This window comes from Rhizobium sp. PvP014 (assembly GCF_017876855.1).
Classification (GTDB): domain Bacteria; phylum Pseudomonadota; class Alphaproteobacteria; order Rhizobiales; family Rhizobiaceae; genus Neorhizobium; species Neorhizobium soli.
Genome location: NZ_JAGIOT010000002.1, coordinates 553,523 through 579,319, shown reverse-complemented (window position 1 = coordinate 579,319; position 25,797 = coordinate 553,523). Strand labels below are relative to the sequence as shown.

At 60.7% G+C, this 25,797-nt stretch carries 13 protein-coding genes and 3 tRNA genes; 3 read left to right on the top strand and 13 right to left on the bottom strand.

Translation table 11 applies throughout. The features are described from left to right. Positions 1–171: 171 nt before the first annotated feature. From J3A65_RS07405 to J3A65_RS07385, 5 genes are all read right to left on the bottom strand, one after another. Positions 172–774, bottom strand: coding sequence for an NADH-quinone oxidoreductase subunit C (locus tag J3A65_RS07405; RefSeq protein ID WP_184654921.1), 603 nt, complete (start codon positions 772–774; stop codon positions 172–174). Between the two features lie 18 nt (positions 775–792). Continuing rightward, a complete protein-coding gene (locus J3A65_RS07400; protein ID WP_062453236.1) occupies positions 793–1,374 on the bottom strand; it encodes an NADH-quinone oxidoreductase subunit B in 582 nt (193 codons plus the stop codon). After that, positions 1,365–1,730 (bottom strand): NADH-quinone oxidoreductase subunit A, encoded by a 366-nt coding sequence (locus J3A65_RS07395; protein WP_062453237.1) that lies wholly within the window; start codon positions 1,728–1,730, stop codon positions 1,365–1,367. The genes J3A65_RS07400 and J3A65_RS07395 overlap by 10 nt, the downstream gene beginning before the upstream one ends. Positions 1,731–2,105: 375 nt before the next feature. Then, positions 2,106–2,182 (bottom strand) — tRNA-Asp (locus tag J3A65_RS07390). A gap of 58 nt (positions 2,183–2,240) precedes the next feature. Next, positions 2,241–2,317, bottom strand: a tRNA-Asp gene (locus J3A65_RS07385). A 279-nt stretch (positions 2,318–2,596) separates the two neighbouring features. On the opposite strand from J3A65_RS07385, the gene J3A65_RS07380 reads away from it, so the two are divergent. Both J3A65_RS07380 and J3A65_RS07375 read left to right on the top strand, forming a co-directional pair. Next, positions 2,597–2,672 (top strand) — tRNA-Val (locus tag J3A65_RS07380). A 998-nt stretch (positions 2,673–3,670) separates the two neighbouring features. Then, positions 3,671–4,462: a metallophosphoesterase family protein gene (locus J3A65_RS07375; RefSeq protein ID WP_209900577.1), complete on the top strand. Its 792-nt coding sequence runs from the start codon at positions 3,671–3,673 to the stop codon at positions 4,460–4,462. Here J3A65_RS07375 and J3A65_RS07370 read toward each other — a convergent pair. Genes J3A65_RS07370 through J3A65_RS07360 form a run of 3 tightly spaced genes read right to left on the bottom strand, consistent with a single transcriptional unit; the run spans position 4,459 to position 14,115 of the window. Next, positions 4,459–5,232 (bottom strand): SDR family oxidoreductase, encoded by a 774-nt coding sequence (locus J3A65_RS07370; RefSeq protein ID WP_209900576.1) that lies wholly within the window; start codon positions 5,230–5,232, stop codon positions 4,459–4,461. The genes J3A65_RS07375 and J3A65_RS07370 overlap by 4 nt on opposite strands. Positions 5,233–5,248: 16 nt before the next feature. Continuing rightward, complete coding sequence (locus J3A65_RS07365; RefSeq protein ID WP_062453239.1) at positions 5,249–6,682, bottom strand: aminotransferase class I/II-fold pyridoxal phosphate-dependent enzyme; 1,434 nt, start codon at positions 6,680–6,682, stop codon at positions 5,249–5,251. Beyond that, a complete protein-coding gene (locus J3A65_RS07360; protein ID WP_209900574.1) occupies positions 6,679–14,115 on the bottom strand; it encodes a type I polyketide synthase in 7,437 nt (2,478 codons plus the stop codon). The genes J3A65_RS07365 and J3A65_RS07360 overlap by 4 nt, the downstream gene beginning before the upstream one ends. Positions 14,116–14,556: 441 nt before the next feature. On the opposite strand from J3A65_RS07360, the gene J3A65_RS07355 reads away from it, so the two are divergent. Then, entirely contained in the window at positions 14,557–15,405 is an 849-nt protein-coding gene (locus J3A65_RS07355; RefSeq protein WP_062453241.1) for a DUF6030 family protein, read from the top strand. Positions 15,406–15,431: 26 nt separating this feature from the next. Here J3A65_RS07355 and J3A65_RS07350 read toward each other — a convergent pair whose 3' ends face one another. From J3A65_RS07350 to lon, 5 genes are all read right to left on the bottom strand, one after another. Continuing rightward, positions 15,432–18,875 carry a YhaN family protein gene (locus J3A65_RS07350; protein ID WP_209900572.1) on the bottom strand — a complete coding sequence of 1,148 codons (3,444 nt, stop codon included), beginning with the start codon at positions 18,873–18,875 and terminating at the stop codon, positions 15,432–15,434. 4 nt (positions 18,876–18,879) lie between these two features. After that, positions 18,880–20,115, bottom strand: coding sequence for a DNA repair exonuclease (locus J3A65_RS07345; RefSeq protein WP_209900570.1), 1,236 nt, complete (start codon positions 20,113–20,115; stop codon positions 18,880–18,882). Between the two features lie 106 nt (positions 20,116–20,221). Continuing rightward, complete coding sequence (locus J3A65_RS07340) at positions 20,222–22,411, bottom strand: esterase-like activity of phytase family protein (RefSeq protein WP_209900568.1); 2,190 nt, start codon at positions 22,409–22,411, stop codon at positions 20,222–20,224. A gap of 190 nt (positions 22,412–22,601) precedes the next feature. After that, complete coding sequence (hupB, locus tag J3A65_RS07335; RefSeq protein ID WP_062453245.1) at positions 22,602–22,877, bottom strand: DNA-binding protein HupB; 276 nt, start codon at positions 22,875–22,877, stop codon at positions 22,602–22,604. A 186-nt stretch (positions 22,878–23,063) separates the two neighbouring features. After that, on the bottom strand, positions 23,064–25,484 hold the full coding sequence (gene lon, locus J3A65_RS07330; protein WP_062453246.1) for an endopeptidase La: 2,421 nt from the start codon (positions 25,482–25,484) through the stop codon (positions 23,064–23,066). Positions 25,485–25,797 lie beyond the last annotated feature (313 nt).

The window sequence follows — 25,797 nt, the reverse complement described above, 5'->3', positions numbered from 1 at the left end:
TCAATTCAGACGGACGCAGACTTAGTAGGAACCGATCTTTCGGGGAGTGCAACCATGTTGCTGTCCTCTCCTGATATTTTCGACCGATATCACATTACCACGTCTAATCGACCCGCCTGCCCGCTCCCTCAACCAAGTCCACCCAACCCGGCAATTACCAAATCAACCGCGTCAGGTCTTCGCCTTCTCGTCACCGGGAAGAACGTAATCCGTCCCTTCCCAAGGTGAAAGGAAATCGAAGTTGCGGAATTCCTGCCGGAGTTCGACCGGTTCGTAGACGACGCGCTTGACGCTGTCGTCGTAGCGAACCTCGACGAAGCCGGTCGTCGGGAAGTCCTTGCGGAGCGGATGCCCCTCGAAACCGTAATCGGTGAGAATCCGGCGAAGATCCGGGTGACCGGTAAAGAGGATACCGTAGAGATCCCAGGCCTCGCGTTCGAACCAGTCGGCGCCCGGATAAACCGAGAATGCCGAAGGCACCGGTTCGTCCTCGCCCGTTGCAACCTTGATCCGGATACGCAGGTTCCGGTGCGGCGACAGCAGGTGGTAGACCACATCGAAACGCTTCGCACGGGCCGGATAATCGACGCCGCAGATATCGATGAAGCTGATGAAACCGCATTTCGGATCATCACGCAGGAAGGTCAGAAGCTCGATGATGTTGTCGCTGGTGGCAATCAGGTTCAGCTCGCCATAGGACATCACCGCGTCTTCGACCAGCGTCGAGCGCGATTCGCGAATGTAGGTCGAAAGCTCGCTCAGGGTCTCGGTCATCATATCCTCCTCAAGCCCTCAACGCTCGATCGTTCCGGTGCGCCGGATCTTCTTCTGCAGCAGGAGCACGCCGTAAAGCAGCGCCTCTGCCGTGGGGGGACAGCCCGGCACGTAGATGTCGATCGGCACGATGCGGTCGCAACCGCGAACGACGGAGTAGGAATAGTGATAATACCCACCGCCGTTTGCGCATGATCCCATCGAGATGACGTAACGTGGCTCCGGCATCTGGTCATAGACCTTGCGAAGCGCAGGCGCCATCTTGTTGGTCAGCGTTCCCGCTACAATCATCACGTCCGACTGGCGCGGCGAAGCGCGTGGCGCAAAGCCGAAACGCTCGACGTCATAACGCGGCATGGAAAGCTGCATCATTTCGACGGCGCAGCAGGCCAGACCGAACGTCATCCACATCAGCGAGCCGGTACGGGCCCAGTTGATCAGCTCGTCGGTGGAGGTGACGAGAAAACCCTTGTCGGCGAGCTCATTGTTGATCTCGCCAAAGAACGCGTCGTCGCTGCCAATTGGCTTGCCGGTATTCGGGTCGATAATACCCTTGGACTTCGGCGCGACGAGAGTTGTGCCGCTATCGACTACTCCCATTCCAGCGCTCCTTTTTTCCATTCGTAGATAAAGCCGATCGTGAGGACACCCAGGAACACCATCATAGACCAGAAGCCGAACCAGCCGATTTCACCGAAGGACACAGCCCAAGGGAACAGGAAGGCAACTTCGAGGTCGAAAATGATGAACAGAATCGACACGAGATAGAAGCGGATGTCGAACTTCATGCGGGCATCGTCGAAGGCATTGAAGCCGCATTCGTAGGCGGAAAGCTTTTCCGAATCAGGCGCCTTGTAGGCAACGGCGAAAGGCGCGATGAGAAGCGCCAGACCGATCACCAAGGATATACCGATGAAGATCGCGATCGGGACGTAGGAAGTGAGGAGTTCACTCATGATATTCGATCCCTGCTTGCCTTTAGCGCCGGGCGACGCTCGAACATGAATTCGACAAGCGTACGTGCATTGCAACAAGGCGTGACTAGCGCAGCGTGAGGAAAGGCGCAAGCCCTTTGAGTCCCCCTCACCTACCAATAATACTCCACTGGAAAACACCAGTTCGTTCGCCAACAAATCAGTACCCGACATGTTCCCGGCCAAGGGTCTGCCGACGGTCTTCTAACGATGGAGTTTCATTCAGGAATAGCGATTCGAGAGGCGCGGCGGACGGACGTTGCAACTCTCAGCGCGACAGGTGGGTTCGACGACCCGATCATTCCCCATCCCGGTGAGGATAGAGACGCTTGATCAGTTTTGAGGAAAGAAAGTAAATGGCGCGAGTGACGGGGCTCGAACCCGCGACCTCCGGCGTGACAGGCCGGCACTCTAACCAACTGAGCTACACCCGCGCATATTGCCGACTTTACGGCGCCGCATCATTTGGACACGACGTTCGAGGAAGAAGAATGGCGCGAGTGACGGGGCTCGAACCCGCGACCTCCGGCGTGACAGGCCGGCACTCTAACCAACTGAGCTACACCCGCACATTTCTTCAGAAACTTTCGTCTCTCACCAGGCAGCCTCGACTGCTCGGTTGGCCGCTTCCTAAGAGGTTCGACGGGAGGTGTCAAGCAAGTTTGAAGACAAAATAATGACGCCACTCACTTTCCCACATCGAGGCCCGTGGTTTGTCGTTAAGAACCCTTATCTGCCACGGATTTTGTCGAAAATTCAAAAAAATGTCGTCAAAGCTCTTGCGGTTTTCGCGCGATCCGCATAGATCACGGCCACCGAAGCGGCAGACGAAACGGTCTGCAGTTTAGGGGCGATTAGCTCAGTTGGTAGAGCGCCTCGTTTACACCGAGGATGTCGGCGGTTCGAGTCCGTCATCGCCCACCATTCTTCGGCCTTCCCTCCCAGATAGTTTCCGTAGAATGCTCTCGCGCTGATAATGGCACATATTTGCCCATCACTGCTTTTTGGACGATTGCGTTGACCAGAAATAGGCGGCGGCTCTAAGCGGCTCATCCGCTCCGACAGAATACTGCGCGACATCAACGCCAGGTTCCAACCGATTCGTTATCCAGTCTCAATCATTCGATCACGGGCAAATGACGTTGGCGAGCTACACAATTGTGTGTTTGCATCGCTGAAGCGCTACGTTGCAAAAGACTGTCGGCCTGCACGACTATACGCGTTGTAGCAGTTGGACGGCCGGCGAACACTCTCCGGTCTCTTGTTTTGCACGCCTGTCCGGCAGCACTTCAACCGGGACTGGCGCAGAAGCGAGCGGCATGCCATTGTCCAGCCATGAAAGCTGCCGCTGTCGCCTTTATTCTCCTCTCCTGCTGCGCCGTCTTCGTCGGCGGCATAGAGCTGTTCAAATATCGCCAAGGGGTCAAGCAACTCGCGGCGACCTACGCGCAGAGGCAGCCTTAGCAACACCGCAGAAGCTCTCGTTTACTCGAAGCGCTTACCGGTTCAATCAAAGATGCTGAGTCGTTTGCTGATGTTTAGGTTCGGCATCACGCCGTAAGCCTGGCCGGTCCTGTAGGTGGTCTGCAGACAATAGTATGCGAAAATCCACAGGAAAAGGCTTGCCATAATCGAGATGGCAACGATCTGTATCCGCATTTATTTCCCTCCCCCAGCTCCTCCCCTCGATAGTGTTTCAAAATAAAACAACTCTCCATAGCAGCACGAGGACTTGGTGCAGTGCAGCATTATATTTTGCGGAGCTCCGGTTTATACTTTCTCATACTGCAGCGGAGGTGCAGCAGCATCGGGATCGTTGAACGGTTTGCAACGAGATCCGAAAGGGCTTGTTAAACGTCCATTAGGGGCACATTTCCCATTGTGTTCTCACGTTATATCTCATTCTCGAAACGAACGGTATCATGCGCAAGGTCATAGGGTGGCTCACCCAGAAACGTTCCAGCCAGGGGAGCGTCCCACGTCCCCGTCGGCGTATCGACCTTGGCGTAGACGCGCCGACCTATCCAATCTACGCGATCGGCGACGTGCATGGCTGCCTGGAGCTCCTCAAGGAAGCCGAGGCGAAGATCGCCCGCGACATCGAAGAAACGCGCCGTGCGGGCGTGGTGGTTCTTCTTGGCGACTATGTGGACCGCGGCCCGGCATCCTCGGGTGTTCTCGACTCTCTGATCAAGCCGAGCGAATACGGTCTGCGCCGAATGCCGCTATGCGGAAACCATGACGATGTGTTCCGCCTCTTCCTCGATGATCCGGAGACGCATGGCGAATGGCTAAGCCTCGGCGGAGAGCAGACGCTGGCGTCCTACGGGCTCGACGTGCATGACCAGAACTTTCGCCAGCGCAGCCGCAATGGCACGCTGAAGCAGCTGCTGGCTGAAGTCGTGCCCGACGCGCACCGCCAGTTCCTCACCGATTTGCCGATCAGCATGAAGGTCGGACAACTCCTGTTCGTCCACGCCGGCATTCGGCCGGGTGTCGCGTTGAAAGACCAGGAGGAGGCTGACCTGATGTGGATCCGCGATCCATTCCTTGCGAAAGGACCAAACCTGCCATCCACCTTCGTGATCCACGGCCACACGCCGCAGACTGAGCCCTCGCTCGGACCGAACAGAATCGGCATCGATACCGGGGCATTTTATTCGGGCAAGCTGACGATCTTGAGGATTGCGGGCGAAGAGACGCGGTTTATCTAGCGACGTCTGGAAAACCAGGCCGCCACGAACGGCTTCACCAGTGGACCGAACAGGCCAAGGCCAGTGATGGAAAAGCCGAAATAGACTTTCTTCGACCGCCGATCGATGCCGCGAACGATCTTTTCGGCAACGGCATTCGCCTTCCACGGCGGCGCGGCACCCATCAGAGCCCGTGCCCGCGCCGGGCGTTTGGCGAGTTCCCTCTCGAACTGCGGCGTTTCGGTATCCGGCGGGAAGCACAGCGCTATGGTGACGCCATATCCAACCGACTCAGCCTGGAGGGCCTCGGCGAAACCCGTGAGCGCCGACTTGGAGGCACAATAAGCTGTGTAGCCGGGTATGCCGATCAGTGCCGCACCCGAGGACACGATCATGATTGCGCCCTGCCCGCGGCTCTTCATGCCCGCGTAGACTGCGCGTACGGCATTCGCCGTACCGAGCAGGTTGACGTCTATCTGGCGGGAAAAGTCGCTCTGCGATTGCTGGTCGAAAAATGCCGGCTCTACCATCCCGGCCGAGGCTACAAGAACGTCGCACGGTCCGAATGCGGCCTCGCAGGCATCAACAGCACGCGAGATCTCGCTATCGTTTGCGACATCCGCGTTTTCGCATCTGATGTCAGCCTTGCCCGTACTGCGGAGGTCGACAACAGCGCTTTCAAGCATTGCCGCCGTGCGCGCGATGATCGATACGCGCGCACCCCGGCATGCGTAGATCCGCGCCACTTCCAGTCCGATGCCGCTTGATCCACCCGTTATGATCACGTGCATCGTCGTCGCCACAGCCTCAGGTGTTGTCAGGCGACTGGAGAAGCGGCGCAAGCTGCATCAGTTTTTCCGGGCTGAGAGAGGCAAGACCGAAATTCCTGTCCTGCAGGTCCTTCAGGCGTCTTGCGGTCGATTCCACCGCGTGGCGAATCTGCTCTTCCGTATGGTCGCTGGTGATAAAGAATCGCAACCGGGCCATGCCTTCCGGGACGGCGGGATGAATGATCGGCAAAGCATTGACGCCATCTTCCAGCAATTCGTTCGACAGCTGGATGGAGCGAAGCGAATCACCGACGAGGATCGGCACGACGGAGAAGCCGAGGCTCAATCCTGTGTCGAGACCGGCTTCCCGGGCGAGCTTCAAAAACAGCGAACCGTTCCGGTGCAACTGCTCGGCCCGATCCGGTTCCTCGCGCAGAATATCGAGGGCCGTGGCTGCAGCCGTTGCCAGAACAGGCGCAAGCCCGACGCTGTAGACGAAACCGCCCGCTTCTGCCTTGAGGATGTCAGCCAGCGCCCGGCTACCGGCAATATATCCGCCGCAGCTCGACGTTGTCTTCGACAGGGTGCCCATCCAGATATCGACGCTCTTCGGGTCGATATCAAAATGTTCAAACGAGCCGCGACCGGTCTTGCCGAGAACGCCGAGGGAATGGGCCTCGTCGACCATCAGCCAGAAGCCGTACCGATTGCGCAGCTCGATCAGGCGCGGCAGGTCGGCGATGTCGCCATCCATCGAATAGACGCCCTCGACAATCACGAGCACGCGCCGGAAATCGCCGGCGAGCGTGTTGAGCACCGTCTCAAGATTATCGACGTCATTGTGCTTGAACAGGCGCCGCGTGGCGCCGGAAAGCTTGATGCCGGCCAGCGCGCTGTTGTGGATGAATTCGTCGTGGATGACGAGGTCCTTGGGGCCGACGACACAGCTGATTGCCGCAACGTTGGTAAGGTAGCCGCTGACGAAACAGACTGCAGCATCAACGCCGTAAACGCTGGCAAGCTTTTCTTCGAGTTCCGCATGCACCGGGCGCTCGCCTGCGACCAGACGGCTGGCGGAGGCAGAAATGCCGAAACGATCGATCGCAGCCTTGGCGGCTTCGGTCACCCTCGGGTCCGTGTTGGTACCGAGATAGTCGTAGGAAGCAAAATTCGCATAGACTTCCCCGTCCATGGTCGTCGTCGCGCCGGCGGCTTCGTCGTGCGAGCGATAGAACGGGTTGTCGACGCCGATGATTTCGCTCGCCTTGCGCTGCACCATGACCCGTTGATATTCGGGCAAGGCGTCAAAGCCGACCGGAGGGCGGGCCGGTTGCTGCGGCTGTGCATTGAGCCGCGTCGTGCGATTGCGCCCGACGTTTTCGTTGGCCTTGCGCATCTGGTCGATAAAATTGCCCTTCCCCCCAAGGCTCAGCTTGGAGGGCCGGGTTTCATCCGAACTGCTGTCTGTCACTGCGTTGCGGCTTTCTGCTGCGTCGAATGGCTCTTGACCAGCCGGTCGATCACTTCGTTCTGGACGGTGTCGTCCTCGCCGTTGCGCTTGGCGACACGCTCTCTCAGACGGCTTACCACGTCGCTGACGGACGTGTCTTCCCCTACTCCGCTCAGCGGAATATCAAAGCCCGTCTTCTGCTGGAAGCTCATACCGAGCTCCATCGCCATCAGACTGTCGAGACCGATATCCTTCAGCACCTTTTCCGGCGTGATACTGTCTTCCGTGACACGCAGGATCGTGGCGATTTCAGACGCGACGAGGTTGTGAAGAAGCTGCTGCGCTTCATCCGCCGATTTGCCACGGATCAGATCCTCAAGATCAATCCGGTCGCCATCGGAGGCCGATTGCTGATTGCCGGCCGAACGGATCGCCGTCTCGAAGATCGAGGCGTTAGAAATCGGCAGCATCCGCACTGCCTGCCAGTCGACTTCGGCAATCATCACGGCTGCCGCATCAATGGTGCCGGTGTCTGACGCCATGTAGCGTTCGACCTGCTCCAGCGCATCGCGCGCCTTCATCGCCGTCTTGCCGATTCGCTTGGACAGGATTTCGTTGACCTCGGCATTGCGTGCAAGGAAACCGGTATCGGCAATGGCGCCAAAGCCGACTGCGAGACCCGGCTTGCCGGCCGCGCGACGTGCACGGGCAAGACCTTCGAGATAGCCGTTGGCAATGACGTAGTTGGCTTGGCCCGGGTTACCGAGCATGGTCGTGGCCGAGGAGAAGACGAGGAAGAGATCGAGATCGTCGCCCGCCGTCAGCTTGTCGAGGAGAGCCGCACCGCGAACCTTGACCTCGACAACCGGTCGGTTGCGCTCGGGCGTCAGGTTGGACAGAAGCGCGTCGTCGAGCACCATGGCCGCGTGAACGATGCCCTTGATCGGAGCCTGCTTGCGCAGGCTGTCGAGGAGCTTCGAAAGAGCCGGCTCGCTGGTGATGTCGCAGGCGTGGACAGATGCCTTGACGCCCTTGGCCTTCCATTTGGCGATCGCCGCCTCGGTTTCAGCGTCGGCGATACCCTTGCGCGAGCAAAGTGCAATCTGCTTGGCACCGCGTGCGGCAAGCCAGTCTGCTGCAACGAGACCGAAGCCGCCGATGCCGCCGGCAACCACGTAGATGCCATCGGCATCGAAGGCGACCGGCTTTTCGTTTGAAATCACCACCTTGTCCTTGCCGGCAACCGGCGGACGGATGACAATCTTGCCGATCTGGCCGGCATTCTGCATCAGACGGAAGGCACTGCCGATCTCGTCATAGCCGAAGGCGCGATAGGGCAGCGGAGACAAGTCGCCCCGTTCGAACAGGACGCCGATCTCGGTAAAGATCTTCTTCGTGATCGCCGGCAGCTTCACCAGCAACTGGTCGGCGTCGATGCCGAAATAGCTGATGTTGCGACGGAACGGACGAAGGCCGATCTTGCGGTCGGAATAATAGTCGCGCTTGCCGAGTTCGAGGAAGCGACCGAATGGCTTCACCAGTTCCAGGCTGCGTTCCATCGCTTCCGAGAACAGCGAGTTGAGCACCAGGTCGACACCTTCGCCGCCAGTGACGCCGCGCACGCGGGCCACGAAATCCAGCGAGCGGCTGTCGAACACATGGTCTGCACCAAGCGCTTCCAGGAAGCGGCGTTTTTCCACCGTACCGGCCGTCGCGATGACAACTGCACCCTTCAGCTTGGCGATCTGCAATGCGGCAAGGCCGACACCGCCAGCTGCGCCATGGATGAGGATGGTTTCACCGGGTTCGATATGGCCGAGCTGAACCATGGCGTAATAGGCGGTTAGGAATGCCACCGGAACCGTTGCTGCAGCCTCAAAGTCGAGGCGTGCGGGGAACTTCGTCACGCCGTCACGGCGAACCTTGACGTGCGTGGAGAACGCGGCCGGGCCGATGCCCATGACACGGTCTCCGGCAACGAGATCCGTCACCGACGCACCGACCGAGATGACGCGGCCGGACATTTCCATGCCGATGGTTGCGCCGGCAAAACCGTCTTCGAGCGCTTCTTCCGGAAGCAGGCCCATCGCCCACATGACGTCACGGAAGTTGAGACCGGCGGCTTCCACCGCGAGAACGATCTCGTCGGCATCGGGTACCGGCTCGGAGGCGCTCTCCCAGATGATGCTGTCGACGCGTCCATTCACCGTCTGACGGATCGTGGCTGCAGTGAAATCGGCGCTTTCTGTATCCTTCGGCCCGAACGGACCGCTCGATGCGCGGATTTCCGACAGCGAACCATCGCGCAGGATCCACTCACGGTTGGCACTGGCGGAGGCCAGGATCTCGCCGACATAGATGCCGAGTTCCGCGCTGTCAGTTTCGAGATCGAGAAGATGGGTGGCGACGGCATCGTATTCGTTCTGAAGAACGCGGGCGAACGTCCACAGCCCTGCGTTGCCATCATCGGTCGTTTCAGCCGCAAGCGGCGAGCCGCCGGGCGCAACGATCACCAGACGGCACTGGTCGCCCGACGCGAGGCTGGCGCCATGGCGAGTAAAGGCTTCAACGATACGCTTGAGGTTTTCAAGACGTGCAAGCGCGACATCGGAGGCTTCGCGCTCACCCAGGCGTTCGGCGAGGAAGATGGCTTGCACGGGTTTGCCATCGAATCCGGCAAGCGACTGCGAAATCGCAGTCTCGTCCGCATCCGCGCTGAGCAGGACGACGGTGTCGCCGTCACCAAACGCTGCAGCACGGGCGACATCTTCAGCGAAGACGAGCGCAGACGGGATCGACGGCAGTGCCTGCAACTGGTCGGCCGCGGCCGAGGATGCGCCTGCAACGATCAGCAGCCCTTCGGCCACATCTTTCTCTTCGACAAGCGGGGCGGCAAAGCCGAGACCTGTCAGAAGGTCGGTTACCTGTTCGGTTGTCGCGAGACGCCCGACCGGGAATTCCGGCGACTGACTTGCAGCAAACCAGTCATCCGACAGGCCGAAGGCAAAGTCGTTGGACGCCGACGGTGCACGGTCGACGAACAGGAATGCAGCGCCTCTTGCGGCAGCGCCTCGGACAGCCGAACGAAGGCTATCGTCGGCGACCAGAACCGCCTGGCTTTCAAGTCCGGCGGCAACGATCACATCGATGCCGCGGAGATCGGTCAGGGCCTTCGGCTCGATCACCGAGACATGTGCATGCTGTTCGAAGGCAAGTTCGAGTGTACGGCGAACGCTTTCGCGCGGCTCGACGATGGCGAGCGTCGCCGAGTGATCGACGGCAAGCGACGCAAGCTTGCTGCTGACGGATACGGATGTGGAGCCGAGCTCGACAATGACCCGGGTCCGGCCGCCATTGGCCCGACAGGCTTGCTCGACAAGATGCAGCGCCAGATCGGAGCGCTTGCGCCCAAGTGGCGAGTGAACAAGCACGTGTTCGAGCGTTGCTTCGCTGGTGTGGCGCGCTTCGGAGACGTCTTCGCCGCTATGGAGGCCGCCAAGCGACAGGTGTTCCAGAGCATCGCGATAGGCATTGTGCAGCAGCACGGCCTCGGCGATACGCCCGGAATCCTCACGGTAGATTTCCTGCAGAAGTTCAGAGACGGCCGGCATGGTGAATTCGGACGGCACGCGCCAGCCGGATTCCTCGGACGACGCGATCCCGGCATCTTCCAGAATAAACAGACAGCTTGCCAGGAAAGCCCGGAAATTGGGTTCGCCCGGGAACTCGGTGACGGAGACGAACCCGTCCTGTGATGCGAGCGACAGCGCGATCTCGTGGCAGGCACGGTAAATCATCGCATCCAGCATCAACGACGCAGTGTCCTTGGCTTCTGCATCCGTCGTCGCGGCCAGTAGACCGCCGGCAAACCCGATCCGAGCGAAATTGCCTGACATCGTCGACGGCACGGCTTCGTAATGGAACGCCACCGAGGCCAAGGTGTGATGACGACGCAACGAGGTGCGGCGGAACCGGCAGTCGTCGAACGACGCGACGATTTCGCCATCTTCCCCGAACATGCGGAAGTTGACTTTGATCGAGAAGCCGCTGAACCGTTCGATCTCAATGACTGCACGGGTAATAGGCTTGGCCCGCGCCCCCACCCGAACCGAACCAAATCGTACAGGGATATAGGGAGAGCCGGCATCGCTGCCCGATAACTGGTCGAACATGGCAACAAGGCCATGAAACACCGCGTCCACCGAGAACGGGTTGAGGTTGTAGGTCAGATAGGGGTGGGCCGGAGCCTCGGCCGCTTTCAGATCGACCTCGACGGTGTTGCGACCAAAGACGCGCGCTTCGCGCAGCAGCTGGAAGTGCGGGCCGTATTGGAGGCCGAACTTTTCGGCAGTCCCGTAGACCTCCAGCGAGGAGAGCTTCGCGCTTTCGCCTTCGTTGGCACGCCAGATCTGACGGTCAGATGCATGCTCTACCGGCTTGCGGCAGCGGGCCACCGCATGCACGGTCCAGTCGTCGCTGCTCAGTCGTTCGCGCGAGCGGATCTCGATATCGCCTGTCTCGGGCGACAAAATCGTCGATAGCTCGAGCAGCCGGTCGGTACGAAGTTCGAGCGGACGCACGATCTCCATATTCGTCAGTTCGACGTCGTCGGACCCGAAATGCACCTGGGCGGCTGTGACGGCGATCTCGACAAATCCGCTACCCGGAAGGATCGCGCGCGAATCGACGACGTGCTCAGCCAGATCCGGGAAAAGCTGCGCGTCGACATGGTTCTTCCAGTGGGCGCTGTTGGGATCGGTGCGCCATCCGAGCAGCGAGTAGCTGCCGCGGTGTTCGCGGCCGAAGATATCAACCTCATCGGTCGTGTTCGCCATCTTCAAGACGGACGGCTCGAGCGGCAGGACCGGGAGGCCTGCAAACGCATCGCGCTTGCTGCTACGGCGCGACACGCTCGGCGAGACGCCGTGGGCGATGGCGCGGGCAAACGACTGCGCGACCGGGTCACGTCCCTCGATCGGGGTCTCTCGCTGCAGGGTACCGATCACGACAGCCGAATGCGACGCATGCTTCGCGATTTCACTGACATAGTTCGACAGAATCGAACGCGGCGAGATCTCGATGAAGAGGTTGCAGCCGAGATCCAGTGCAGTTTCGGCGGCAGACTTGAAGAGAACCGGGTCACGGACGTTGCGCCACCAGTAATCGGCATCCAGGCCGCGGCAGTCGTAGATGCCGCCGGTGACCGTCGAAACATAGGTGCAAGCGCCACTCTTCGGCTCGATCGTCGGCAGGTCCGCGAGAAAAAGATCGCGCGCGCTGTCGATGATCGGGTGATGGAACGGGTAGTTGATGTCGAGAACATGGACGACGGTCTGCGCCTTGCGTGCCGCATCGCGAAACGCCTGGATCTCGTCAGTCGGACCGGAAATCGTGACCGAGTTCGGTGCATTGATGGCGGCGACGCCGATCTCGTTCAGACCATGGGTCTTTGCGAAGGCAAGCGCCGTCTCCTCGTTCATCACAGCGGCAGCCATCTTGCCCTTGCCGGCAAACAGATCCTGCGACTTGGAGCGCTTGGCGACGATCGCCACGGCTTCCGCAGCGGTCAGGGCCTTGGCGGCATAGGCAGCTGCAATTTCGCCCACGGAGTGGCCGAAGACGACATCCGGGCGAACCCCGAGATTAGCGAGGCAATCCGAGATGGAAGCCTGGATCGCAAACAGCATAGGCTGAGCGATCTTGGTATCGGCAAGCCTACTGCCGATATCGTCGGCAAACAGCAGATCCGAGAGCTTTTCGCCCAGGTGATACTCGAACAGCGCGCTGAAGGACTGGAAGCACTGGCGGAAATGGCGGCTTTCACGATAGGCCTCAACACCCATTCCAGCCCACTGCGCACCATTGCCGGAAAACACGAAAGCTGTCTTGCCGGCATGGGACGGCGCTTCTCCGCGCTCCCCCTGCGAAGCCGTTCCGGCCAAATGCGTTTCGATCGCCTTGAGAACCCTGCCCTCGTCCTTGGCTTCGACGGCGAAGCGATAACGCATCGGGTCGCGATTGGCGCTGGAGGCGGCGATCATCCGACGTGCCTTGACAGCATCGGAGCGTTCGAGGGCCGACTGGTAGTTTCCCAGAAGCGACTTCAGGGCGGTGGCGCTATGGGCGCTGGCAAAGAAGAACTGGCTGTCGGCCTTGGTGGGCAGCGCCGGCGTGTCGACCGGATCGGGATCGCCGATCACGACGTGGGCGTTGGTGCCGCCGAAGCCGAACGAGTTGATGCCGGCGAGCCGAGCGCCCTTGGCAGGCATCAGCTTCATCGCGGACATGTTGACCCGCACGTTGAGCGAGGCGAAGTCGATATCCTCGTTGGCTTTTTCGATATGAAGCGTCGCGGGCAGGAAATCGTTTTCCAGCGCAATCATCGCCTTGATCAGGCCGAACAGACCAGACACCGGTTCGGTATGACCGATATTCGACTTGATCGAACCGATCGGTAGCGGGGCCGGACGGTTCTGGCCGATTACAGTGCCAATGGCCCAGACTTCCGCCGGGTCGCCCACACGCGTTCCCGTGCCGTGGCCTTCGATAAAGGCGACGCGGTTCACGTCGATGCCGTTACCCTGGTAGATGGAGCGCAGAAGATCGGCCTGCGCATCACGCGATGGCAGACTGATGCCGTTGGTGCGGCCCGAAGAATTCACGCCTGTTGCGTGGATCTTGGCGTAGCTGCGGTCATTTTCCCGCTTCGCGCGATCGCTGCGACGAAGGACGATCGCCACCCCGCCTTCGGCGCGGACATAGCCATGGCCGTTGGTGTCATAAGCACGGCAAAGCCCTTCGGGCGACAGCATGCGCGCCTGCGCGAAGCCGACGAAGGAGAGCGGGTTGACCAGGATATTGACGCCGCCGACGATCGCGGTGTCGATATCACCGCGCTCGAGCGAGCGCACCGCCTGATCCAGCGCCACCAACGACGACGAGCAGGCGGTGTCGATGGTCATGCTCGGCCCATTGAGGCCGAAGACGTGCGAAATGCGGTTCGAGACGATCGAGAGCGTGTTGCCCGTCATGAAATACGGGCTACCGGATGCCGGATCCTCCGACGACAGCGTACTGTTTTCGAGACTGGACGCGCCGATATAAACGCCGACCTTTTCCTTGGCGAGCGTGCTTGCCGGAAGATTGGCGTCTTCCAGCGCCTGCCAGACCAGTGTCAGAAGCACGCGCTGCTGCGGGTCCATCTGCATGGCCTCGCGCTGCGAAATGCCGAAAACGGCAGGATCGAAGTCATACAGCCTGTCGATAACGCCTGCGGCAAACGTATAGGTCTTTCCAGCGACACCCTGTGCCGGATGCCAGAAACGTGCCAAGTCCCATCGATCTCCAGGGATCTCCGAAACGGTGCAACGGCCGCCGCTCAGGATCGTCTTGAGTTCCTTGACGGAGCTTGCACCCGGCGCCACACAGGCTCTACCAATAATTTCGATCGTCATTGTCACTCTGTTTTCACAGCTAAAATGGCGGATGCGGAATGCCCGCATCGGACAACTTTAACAACATACTTATTAGCGGATGTCACGAGAAAAGCTAATACACATATGGCCCAAGGCGGGTTCAGGGGTTCGCAAAAAGCACAAAGTTATTGCATAAACAAGCCATTACATAACCTGCCTCCTGTTTATACTAGCATGGGTTGGATCGCCAGATACCTTACAGCAACAATCAACCATACAGTGAACAGAAAGCGGCACCACGCCTGCAAATGGAGTTGAGAAGGCGAGACAGCTTACAGCTCCGACCAGCGTAAACTCGTCCGCCAGGCGCTGATGAGCGCCGGTCGAATCGAAAATATGGCGAAGCTCTAGATTTGAAGCCTGTTAGTAATGTGGTAAGCGCAGGCATCATCGCAGGCATTCCTCGATCGGAACAAGACTATGCCGCAAGAGGAGAGGCCCGCAATTTCGACCCCTGCCGAACAGCGTCGCCGACGCGGCGGCCGGTTGTTCGTTCTTGCGGTATTCCTTCTCGTTGTCTTCAGCGGGCTTGCGGCGACCGTCCTTTTCGTCAACGAAGGGCGCAACTATAAGCGTCTGGTGCGCCAGTTCGGCCTGCAAACCTATCTGCTTCCTCCTCCTCCCGCACCGGCTGTTCGCATCGGGCGCCAGCGACGGCTTGCGGCGAGTAGCAAGCAGCTGCCCAGACTGGTCCGGCCGCTGGCGCACGACACGTCGCGTCTCATCCCACCCGTTACGACATCAACCGAGGAACGCTGCCAGGCACTGGCGGGCATAGGCGGCGAACCGCCGAACTTCTTGGCGGGCGCCAATGTATGGGAGTGCACGTTCTTCCTGCCGCTGGGCCCGGGTGAAGATCCGGCGTCTCTGTTCATCCAGGCGAAAGGGGTTGGAGAGGATGACCTGCGCACCTTCCGGATCAAGCTCAGTTTCACGGATGAGCGCCACGACGGTGCGCTGTTGCAGACTGCACTGACCACGCTCGACGGTTACGGCCTGTCGCTGACACCGCAGAGCCGGTCATATCTCGAGGCAAGGCTTTCCGCCCGCACGGCGTTTAAATCCGATCTCGAAAACTACCGCGCCACCTTTGTCCCCGAAATGATGGACCAGAGACGGTTCAACCTGCTCCTCGTTGCCCATCCCGTTACCACGGCATGCCCGGTACCGACGCCGGAACCTGGCAGGGCGTCACAGCGAGCGATCGTCAGCACGCGGATCGGCTGCCTGACGCTCCCAGTGGGGCAAGTTTTTTCGCCGCAAGGCTAGCCACGCTACGCAACCGTCAGATTGCGTTAAAGCCTGATCAAATCCAGCCGCTCTCCGAGTTCGCGCTGCGCCGTTTCCACCAGGCTGAGCTGGTGGGTGAACAGCACCGTCTGGAACTTGTCGCCGGCAGCAGCCAGTGTGCGGATGCCGGCAGCGGTGCGTTCGTCGTCGAATGTCTGGAAGATGTCGTCGAGGATCAGCGGTGCCGGTTCGTTGCGGCTGCAGTAATCCTCGAGGAACGCCAGACGCAGCGCCAGATAGAGCTGGTCGCCGGTCCCTTCGCTGAGGCCCGATAGCGGAACCTGCTCACCGGTGTTTCGCTCGACAGCCAGCTGCAGCTCGTCCTTTTCGTCATAGAGCTGCACGAGCTTGGCAAACCGTCCGCCGGTGAGATCCGCAAAAACCTTGCCGGCCCTTTGCATGACTGGATCGGCCTGCTGCTCGCGGTAGGTTTCCATCGAGGACGACAGAAGGCTTGCGGCAAGCTTCAGCACTACCCACCGACGCGCAAGGTCCCTCGCCTCGGTTTCGGCCGCATGCTTCTGGAACACAGCGCGCTCGGCGCCGATGCCGCTTTCCAGTTCGCGGCGGCGGCGGGCATTGTCTGCCTCAGCGGTGCGCAGGGAAGAAATCCGGTCGATCTGCCTGCTATCGGCGCTCTCCAGCTGCTCGATCTCGAGCCCTGCGGTCACCTTGTCGAAAACGACCAGCGCCTCGCGCACCGCTGCTTCGTCGTCACCATCGGCGTGCTCGTTGAAACGGGAGCGGCACTGCAGCAGCTGTCCGTTCAGCCGGCTTCGCTGGCGCAGTTCTTCCAGCACCTGCTCGAGGTCGGCGACGTCTCGCGAGGCGGATGCGGCAAGGGCCGCAAGCTCGTCCTGCAGGGTCTTTTCGCGCGTGGCGTAGCGATCCAGAGAGAGCGTCGCACGCTCCAGGTCAGCCGACATGGCCGCCTTGTGCTTGGCGGCGGCATTGGCGTCCATTGCCCGGTCGTTGAGCAGGCCGGCGGCGACGTCTGCCGGCACAGTGATCAGGTCGGGTGCCACCTTGGTGCAGAGGCTGCGGATCTCTTCGTCGAAGGTTTCCATGTCGCGCTGCATGCCGCGCACACGGCGGCGGCGGTTTTCGCGCTCGGCCAGAATATCCGGCACGCTGCGCCAGACATCGAGCGCTGCCGCTGCCATGTCGACCGTCGCCTCATCCGGCAGGCCGGCCATGGTCGCAGCGTTGGAGAATGCGGCCCGCCAGCTATCGACCTCACGACGAAGAACGGTCTCGCGCTCTTCGAGGCGTTGCAGCGCATCGACAGCGGAATGGCGCTTGCCCTCCAGCGAGCGGCTTTCCGTCCAGCGTTCCGCTATCTCCGCCAGTCTGCGGTCGAGAGCGCGCGCCAGGGCCGCAGGCGGCAAGGCGGTTGCGGCAAGCCCGATCGCGTCCGCAAGACCGACCAGCACCGGCTTCAATCGCTCTTCCTTCAGCCGCGCGGTCTGCAGCGCGTCGCTTGCATCCTTCAGCGCATCGACCTGATGCGACAGGGCTTCGACGCCGCGGCGCCATTCGAGCATGCGCTCCGGCGATAGCGGCGAGACGGGCACCGAGCGGAACAGGTCCTCGAATTCTGTGATCGCATCCGACAGCGCGATATCGCTTTCGCGCGCTTCGGCGCGGGCGTTCGTCAACTGCTGCTCGATCTCGTGCTGGCGCAGGCTGAGCTGCGCGTGGCGGGAAACGCGCTCGGCGTCTGTCAGGGCAGCGTCAGCCAGTTCGTCAGCGTTCTGCACGGCCTTCTGGACATCGGCTAGCTGACCCGCTGATGGCTTTGCTCCGAGCGCGGCAAGACCCGCGTCGCGCTGTTTCCGGGCTTCAACAAGATCGGCACGCGAAACGATGCGGCCCTGCCCTTCCAGCGCCGCCATCTGATCCGCCACGGTCTTGGCTTCTGCCTTCACCGTCGTCAGCGTCTGGGTGATCCTCGCATGCACGGCGCGTGCATCGTCGATCAGCTTGCGGTGGCTGCTGAGCGCTGCGAGATCCGGCAGCGGGCTCGCAAGCAGGGCGTCGATGTCCTTGACCGGCGGATCGAGCCTTGCGACGGCGGCGGCGAGATCGCTCTCTGCCCGCGATACGCGAACCTGCAGGTTTTCGATGCCTGCGAGATCACTCAGTTCGGGGCGGAGCGCCGTGAGCTGCTCGGCCCATGGTTTCGGATCGATCAGCCGGCTGTCCGGATTGGCCTCATCCAGACGCCGCAGCGCCTCGCGCTCTTCTTCCAGCCGGAGATGCAGCTGTTTCAGGCTGCGGTCGAGTTCGCTGCCTTCCTCGAGAAGGGTCTTCAGCCGCACCAGATCGGCATCGGCCGGCTGGTGGCGTTCCAGGTCGTCGGTCCTGACGAGACCTAACCTCCGCCCCAGCTGCACCAGCCGGGTGTCGAAATCCTCGACCTCGCCGCGAACCCTTGCGATATCCTCGCGGGCTTTCAGATAGACGCCCTTGTCGGCGTGGCGGGCGAGAATGCTGCCGGCAGCGGCGATCAGCGCGTCGTCGACATGGAGGGCGGCGATCTCATCGCCCAGCCGCGAAACTTCCGTTTCCGCCGCCCGATGGGCGTCGTCGTTGCGACGCGACTCGTCCAGCGCCCGCTCCAACGCATCCTCGAAGCCCGGCGGCAGCGAGCCCAGCGCCTGATACTGCGCCAGCTGGTCCTGCTCGCGATCGATTTCGCGCAGCACCGGCTCCAGCCGCATCAGCTTGCGCAGCCGTTCCAGGGTCTGCTTGGTGGTTTCGCGCTCGGTCTTGATGGTGGCGAGTTCAGCTTCCAACTCGGCCTGCTCGGCGAGCAGCTTCTTCCAGTCACCGGACTTCAGCTCGTTGTCGCGCTCGGCCTTGCGCGCCTCGTCATGGCTGTCGAGGACCTGGTAGAACAAACGGTCCTTGGAGCGGCGCGACGCGTAGATGGTGTCGGCCTCGGCATCGAAGCTCTTGCGCAGGTCGGAGAGGCCGGTAAGGCCCGACGCTGCGGAAAACAGCAGGCTGCCGATCTCGCCGCCGCTTTTCAGCATGCTCTGGCCGCCAGCCCGGAGCGACGCCGAATCAAGCCCGAATGCGCGCTGAAAAACGTCGCGGTTCAGCGTGCCGAGAAAGGGCGCCAGCGCATCCTCGGGAAGCGCATCCTCCGCGTCGCTTGCCGCGAGCAGCGTGTTCTTGCGGCCGCGACGACGGCGAAAGCCCAGCTTGCTGCCATCGCGCGTCTCGATTTCCGCGCCAACCCTAAGTGCGGTCGCGTCGTGCAGAAAACTGTATTCGGCAGCCGTCGGAAAGCCGAACAGCAGATCCGAGATCGCCGACAGCGCCGAAGACTTTCCGGCTTCGTTCGGACCATAGATGACATGCAACTGAGCATCGGGGCGAAACGCAAGCGCGCGATCGGTAAGCGCGCCGTAGCGCAGGATGTCGAGACGGGTGAAACGCATGGGACTACCCTACCCTTGCCGCGCGCGACAGAAGCAGCTCGCGCGCCTCCGCCAACAGCGCTGCCGCATCATCACCCAGTGCCAAATCGCCGGCACCGATACCGCCCGGCAGACGCGCGGCGATCTCGGCAATCCGGGCCTCGGCCTCGCTGACCAGAAGCGGCGAAAACTCCGCCGTCGGCAGCAGGCCTTCGAGCCCGAGCAGATCGGTGGATTTGCCCGTCGATGCGATCTCGGCTTCGAGTTTCACTTCCAGCTTTTCCAGCCAGATATCCTCATGGCCGCGGTGGCAGGCGGCTTGCACCTCGTCCCGAAAATCGGCCGCTCTCGCCAAGATCTCGTTGCGGAAGCGACTGCGCCCACTAATGCGGATGCGCAGCGCAAGCGGGCGGCTTTCCATGGCATCGATGACAGAACCAAGCAGGTCTTCAAGCCGACGCAGGATCGCCGCCGGCGTCTCGTCCGGCTCGACGAGAACTGCGAGTTCGGCAAACCTTGCGCTGTCGGTCACGATGCGCTCATAGGCGATGCGCCCGTCCTCGACGGTCACGAGCACGGCGCCCTTTGCGCCCTGCTCGCGGATCGATCGTCCCTGAAGGTTGCCGGGGAAAACCACCAGCGGGTCTTCGGCGACGATTTCGAAATCGTGGACATGGCCGAGCGCCCAGTAATCGTAGCCACGCGACCGCAGATCTTCGACGGAACAGGGCGCATAGGCTGCGTGCGGCTCGCGGCCGGTCAGCGACGTATGCAGCACGCCGATGTTGAACCAGCCGGACTCCGGCTTCGGATAGGCAAGCGCCAGGTTTTCATTGGCCGAGCGCTCGGCAAAACCCTGGCCGTGCAGCGCGACCTTCAGATGATCCAGCTTGAACGTTCCGGGCTTTGCCGTCGGGAATTCGCTGACATTCTTCGGCAGCGTGATTGTCTTGGTGATGACGCTTTCGGCGTCGTGATTGCCCTTCAGCAGGAAGACCGGAATGCCGGCGCGTTCCAGCCGGGCGATCTCGCGGTTGAAGAACAGGCCGATCTTGTTGTCCTTCCAGTCGCCGTCATAGACATCGCCGGCGACGATAAAGAAGTCGACCTTGCGCTCCACCGCCTCGTCCACCAAGCCCGAGAACGCCTTGCGGCTTGCCTCGATGAAGATATCGGCGAGTTCGGCATCCTTCAGCGCCAGGCCCTGAAAGGGACTGCCTAGATGCAGATCGGCGGCATGGATGAAGCGGAATGAGGTCATCGACTCGGCTGCTGGAACACATCGGGAACGACAGACTTAAGTCACGCATCGGCAATAAAAAAGGCCGGGTGCGAAAACACCCGGCCTTTTCCTGTTGATGAACGGTTTAGTTGGTCGCCTTGATCTCAACCGGGAAGAACAGCGTCTCACCAGAACTGTCATCGACGCCGTCATTGTCGGTGATGGCGAAGGCCTTGCCGGACTTGTCGAAGGCGAAACCTTCGAGCTTGTCGACCACGTATCCGTTGGTGGCGTTCTTCAGGTCGGGGAGGAAGTCGTGCACTTCCTGCTTGGTGACGAGCGGCAGTTCTCCGCCAAGCTTTGCCGGCTTCAGATCGGCGATCGCCACGCGGTAGAGCTTCTTGAGCTTTGCCTTGTCGCCGATCAGGTTGTCGCGCTCGATGATGTAAAGGTAGTCACCGCGGGCGGTGATTTCCGACAGGCCGACCCAGCCTTTTTCGGTCTTGTCGAGCGGGTAGCGAACGGCGGCCCATTCCTTGGACTTCGGCTTGTAGGACAGAAGCTTCACCTGGCCCTTCGGATCGTCCTTCCATTCGCGCTGGATTGCCATCCAGAGTGTCAGGTCGTCGCCGGAACCGGTTGTGGTGATGCCTTCGAGACCGAAGCGGGTTTCACCTGCCAGAAGTTCTGCCGGAAGCGCGATCTCGGACTTGATCTCGCCCTTGGCGCTGACGTTGTAGATGCCGTGACCGACGAACTTGGCACTGTCGCCTTCGGAAGCGAGCCAGAAGCCGCCCTTGCCGTCGAGTGCGATACCTTCAATATCGAGTTTCTGGGCCGGCTGACCGTTGCGGGTCACACGCACGACACTGGTGATTTCGGCCGGCTTCTTGGTGGCGTCGATGGTGAAGATCGAGGGCTGCATGGCATAGACGCTATCGCTCACGCCATAGAGAATGCCGTCCTTTTCCGCATCACCGACGAGGCCCGACATGGCGCCCCAGCCGAGCGGCTTGCCGTCGACATCCTTGGAGACGAGCATCGGATAGGCCCTTTCGCCTTCGCTAAGCTCGTAGATCATGACATGCGAGCGGGCACCGCCGTCTTCGCCGAGATCGGCTTCGTTGGCGGAGGCGAGCAGGTTGCGGCCGGGAATGGCGACAGCACCTTCAGGCGAGATGCCGGATGGCAGAAGCTGCACCAGTTCCGGCTCCGCACCGGTATCCTTGTAGACCGCGATCATTGAACCGCGTTCCGACAGGACAAAGAAATACTTCTGACCGTTGAAGGTCGCAGCTTCCAAGCCTTCCGGCTCGATGCCCTTGTTCTTGGCACGCTTTTCCGGGAAGTGACCGACGCGGGCGACAGCATATTCAAGCGACGTTCCGGCGTCATAGAGAACCTTGCCGGTACGATCGAAAATGGTGAAGCCGCGCGACCCGCCCTTGTAGTCACCCTCGTTGGCGACAACGAAGCGATCGGTGCCGAGCCACTTTACTGCATCCGGTTCGCGCGGAATGGCCGTGAGCTTCCCGGAGAAGGTCAGCGCGCCGTCGGTCTTGGTATCGACGCCATCGAGATCAACCGTGCCCGCCGTGAAATGGGCGGTAACCTTTGCGGTCTTGCTGTCGACGATGACGATGTGGTTGTTTTCCTGCAGCGTCACGACGATTTCGCCGTTGGCGTTGATATTGACGAATTCAGGCTCGGGATCCTCAGGAGCGACGGTGGACAGTCCCGTCAGATCGACGTGACGGATGCTGTCGCAGACGGGCACCCCGTTGTTCAGGGTGACGATCTGCAATTCGCCGGCCGGCAGCTGCGGAAGAGCGCCGTCGTTGAGCTTTTCGTCGCGCTGGTTCTCGATGGCAATGGCCGCAAACGTGCCATCCGGCGAGACGACGATGCTATCCGGCTGGCCGCCGAGATCGCAGGTGGCCTCGATCTTGCGGGAGGCGATATCGACCACCCCGAGCTGGCCCGCGGGCTTGGTGAGGTCCTTGGTCCGGTCGATGGTGACGAGAACCTTCGCACCGGTTGCGGCGACCGAGTTCGGCTCGCCGTCGATCTTGACCGACCCGGCGGCCTTCGGAGCCTTCGCATCGGTGATGTCGATAAAGCCGATCGTGCCGCCAGGCGCATCGGAATAGATGAGCGTGTTGCCGTCTGCGGTCGCCGTGATGATTTCCGACGAGGTCGCCTTGTCCTCGCCCTTGGGCAGGTTCTGGGCGACCGGGAAGGATGCAATGCGGTTGAAGACTTGCTCGGCGCCGGCAGGAGCTGCAACGGAGCCGAGGAGGAGCGCGGTCAAAGCGGCGCGTGTCGAAAATGTCATGGGAAGCCTCCGTGAAACTACACTCGGCTTGTGCTGCACTGTCATGACAGGCGGATGACACTTTTTGGCGTTGAACGACGGTCTGTTGGATTGGCCAAAACAAATGCGTCCAGCAATGCAAAAGGCCCGGTTTTCACCGGGCCTTTCGAGACGTTTTGCATCATGGCGGCAAGCCGCCAGATGCTTTCGATTAGCTGTTAACAGCTTCCTTGAGACCCTTGCCGGCCGAGAACTTCGGCACGTTACGAGCAGGGATATCGACTTCAGCGCCCGTGGACGGGTTGCGGCCCTTGGATGCTTCGCGACGCGAAACGGAGAAGCTGCCGAAGCCAGCGAGGCGGATGTCGCCACCATTCTTCAGTTCGGCCTGGACAGTCTCGAAAACGGCATCGACTGCAGAGGCGGCATCAGCCTTGGAGAGGCCGGCTTTTTCGGCCACTGCGGACACCAGTTCGGTCTTGTTCATATTTCCACCCTTTCAACGGTTTTGGAACGACTCATTTGGTCGGCGCCGACAATAGTTTTGCGTCGGCACTTGGCAACCCAAAGGCTCCGAAAAAGCCTGAAAAACAAGGGGTCTTGGGCATTTTTCACAAAAAAAGCCGGCTTTCGCCGGCTTTTTTATCTGTTCGTGGCGGCTTCAAGGCACCGCTTAGTGAGCGATCGTTGTCGACGAGTCGTCGGCACCGTCAACTGTCGCAATGACCGGAGTCTCTACCGTGCCATCCCACTCGATCGGTTCGGGAAGGCGAACCAAAGCGTGCTTGATCACCTCGCCCATACGCGACACCGGGATGATCTCCATTCCGTTTTTCACGTTGTCCGGAATGTCCGCGAGGTCCTTCGCGTTCTCTTCCGGGATCAGCACAACCTTGATGTTGCCGCGCAGAGCCGCAAGGAGTTTTTCCTTGAGACCACCGATCGGCAGCACCCGGCCGCGCAACGTGATTTCGCCGGTCATGGCGACATCCTTGCGAACAGGAATGCCGGTCATGATCGAAACGATCGCGGTTGCCATGCCGACACCGGCCGACGGACCGTCCTTCGGCGTCGCACCTTCAGGCACGTGCACGTGGATGTCCGACTTGTCGAAGCGCGGCGGCTCGATGCCGAAATCGACGGCACGGGAGCGGACATAGGAGGCCGCAGCCGAAATCGATTCCTTCATCACGTCCTTGAGGTTGCCGGTGACGGTCATGCGACCCTTGCCCGGCATCATGACGCCTTCGATGGTGAGAAGCTCACCGCCGACTTCCGTCCAGGCAAGACCCGTGACGACGCCGACCTGATCCTCACCTTCGGCTTCGCCGTGACGGAAACGCGGAACGCCAAGGTAATCCGAGATGTTGGCAGCGGTCACCGCAACCGACTTCGTCTTGCCCTTGATGATCTCGGTCACGGCCTTGCGGGCGAGCTTCATCAGCTCGCGCTCGAAGGAGCGAACGCCGGCTTCACGCGTGTACTGCTGGCTGATCGCCATCAGGGCATCGTCCGACACCGAGAATTCCTTCGGCTGCAGCGCATGGTCCCGGATAGCCTTCGGCAGAAGGTGACGCTTGGCAATCTCGCGCTTCTCATCCTCGGTGTACCCGGCGATGCGGATCACTTCCATGCGGTCCATCAGGGGACCTGGGATGTTCAGCGTGTTCGCCGTGGTGATGAACATCACGTCGGACAGATCGTATTCGACCTCGAGGTAGTGGTCCATGAAGGTCGAGTTCTGCGCCGGATCGAGCACTTCGAGCAGGGCCGACGACGGATCTCCGCGGAAGTCCGAGCCCATCTTGTCGATTTCGTCGAGCAGGAAGAGCGGGTTGGACTTCTTCGCCTTCTTCATCGACTGGATGACCTTGCCGGGCATCGAGCCGATGTAGGTGCGGCGGTGACCACGGATTTCGGCTTCGTCACGAACGCCACCGAGGGCCATGCGCACATACTCGCGGCCGGTCGCCTTGGCGATTGACTGGGCAAGAGACGTCTTGCCGACGCCCGGAGGACCGACGAGGCAGAGGATCGGGCCCTTGAGCTTGGTAGCGCGGGCCTGCACGGCGAGATACTCGACGATGCGTTCCTTGACCTTGTCGAGACCGAAGTGATCCAGTTCGAGGACCTTTTCAGCCGCGTTAAGATCGGTCTTGATCTTCGACTTCTTGGACCACGGAATACCGAGCAGCCAGTCGAGATAGTTGCGCACGACGGTGGCTTCCGCCGACATCGGGCTCATCTGCTTCAGCTTCTTCAGCTCGGCATCGGCCTTTTCCTTGGCTTCCTTGGAAAGCTTGGTCTTGCCGATGCGCTCTTCCAGTTCGGCCATCTCGTCACGGCCTTCGTCGCCGTCGCCGAGTTCCTTCTGGATCGCCTTCATCTGCTCGTTGAGGTAATACTCGCGCTGGGTCTTTTCCATCTGGCGCTTGACGCGCGAGCGGATGCGCTTCTCGACCTGGAGGACGGAGATTTCGCCTTCCATGAAGCCGAGGGCCTTTTCAAGCCGCAGCTTGATCGAGACAGTTTCGAGCATTTCCTGCTTTTCGGTGATCTTGATCGACAGGTGCGAGGCAACCGTGTCGGCCAGCTTCGAGTAGTCCTCGATTTGGCTCGCGGCACCAACGACTTCCGGCGAGATCTTCTTGTTGAGCTTAACGTAGTTTTCGAATTCGGAAACCACGGAGCGCGACAGCGCTTCCACCTCGACGGCGTCCTCATCGGGCTCGGCCAGAATCTCGGCCTTGGCTTCGTAGAACTCTTCGCGGTCGCTGTATTCGGAGATCTGGGCGCGCGCCTTGCCTTCGACCAGAACCTTCACGGTTCCGTCCGGGAGCTTCAGGAGCTGCAGCACATTGGCCACCGTGCCGACCTTGTAGATCTGCTCAGGCTCAGGATCGTCGTCGCTGGCATTGATCTGGGTGACGAGCATGATCTGCTTGTCGGAACCCATGACCTCTTCAAGCGCCCGAATGGACTTTTCCCGTCCGACGAACAGCGGCACGATCATGTGCGGGAAGACCACAATGTCGCGCAGAGGCAGGACCGGATAGGTCTCAGCGCCGGATGCCGCAGACGTTGAATTCGTCATGTCATTTCCTTTCCATCGTCCCGTTGCCGGGATGGCTTGAGAAATTACCCAAGCACTTCACTCCCGCTAAAAGTGGAGTTTTCACAGATCGTTTTCAAGCCTTGCAAGGTCGCTGCACTGCACCTTGTGCAACCAGCCGTCAGACAAAGCGCCCACGCATAACGCCTTACGCAAAATGTCAGCTCTTCAGCACGGACGCGCTACCGTCCTTGCCGACAAACCTTTTCGAGACGAGGTCCGAAATCAACGGCACACGCACAAAAGGTGCGAAGCAGCCGGAACGGAAAGGTTCATCCCTGACCCTGTCTAAATC

Bases quoted from the DNA above. Each gene is read 5' to 3' on its own strand.
- J3A65_RS07405 (WP_184654921.1), bottom strand. From the start codon at position 774: ATGACCGAGACCCTGAGCGAGCTTTCGACCTACATTCGCGAATCGCGC.
- J3A65_RS07400 (WP_062453236.1), bottom strand. From the start codon at position 1,374: ATGGGAGTAGTCGATAGCGGCACAACTCTCGTCGCGCCGAAGTCCAAG.
- J3A65_RS07395 (WP_062453237.1), bottom strand. From the start codon at position 1,730: ATGAGTGAACTCCTCACTTCCTACGTCCCGATCGCGATCTTCATCGGT.
- J3A65_RS07375 (WP_209900577.1), top strand. From the start codon at position 3,671: ATGCGCAAGGTCATAGGGTGGCTCACCCAGAAACGTTCCAGCCAGGGG.
- J3A65_RS07370 (WP_209900576.1), bottom strand. From the start codon at position 5,232: ATGCACGTGATCATAACGGGTGGATCAAGCGGCATCGGACTGGAAGTG.
- J3A65_RS07360 (WP_209900574.1), bottom strand. From the start codon at position 14,115: ATGACGATCGAAATTATTGGTAGAGCCTGTGTGGCGCCGGGTGCAAGC.
- J3A65_RS07355 (WP_062453241.1), top strand. From the start codon at position 14,557: ATGCCGCAAGAGGAGAGGCCCGCAATTTCGACCCCTGCCGAACAGCGT.
- J3A65_RS07350 (WP_209900572.1), bottom strand. From the start codon at position 18,875: ATGCGTTTCACCCGTCTCGACATCCTGCGCTACGGCGCGCTTACCGAT.
- J3A65_RS07345 (WP_209900570.1), bottom strand. From the start codon at position 20,115: ATGACCTCATTCCGCTTCATCCATGCCGCCGATCTGCATCTAGGCAGT.
- J3A65_RS07340 (WP_209900568.1), bottom strand. From the start codon at position 22,411: ATGACATTTTCGACACGCGCCGCTTTGACCGCGCTCCTCCTCGGCTCC.
- hupB (WP_062453245.1), bottom strand. From the start codon at position 22,877: ATGAACAAGACCGAACTGGTGTCCGCAGTGGCCGAAAAAGCCGGCCTC.
- lon (WP_062453246.1), bottom strand. From the start codon at position 25,484: ATGACGAATTCAACGTCTGCGGCATCCGGCGCTGAGACCTATCCGGTC.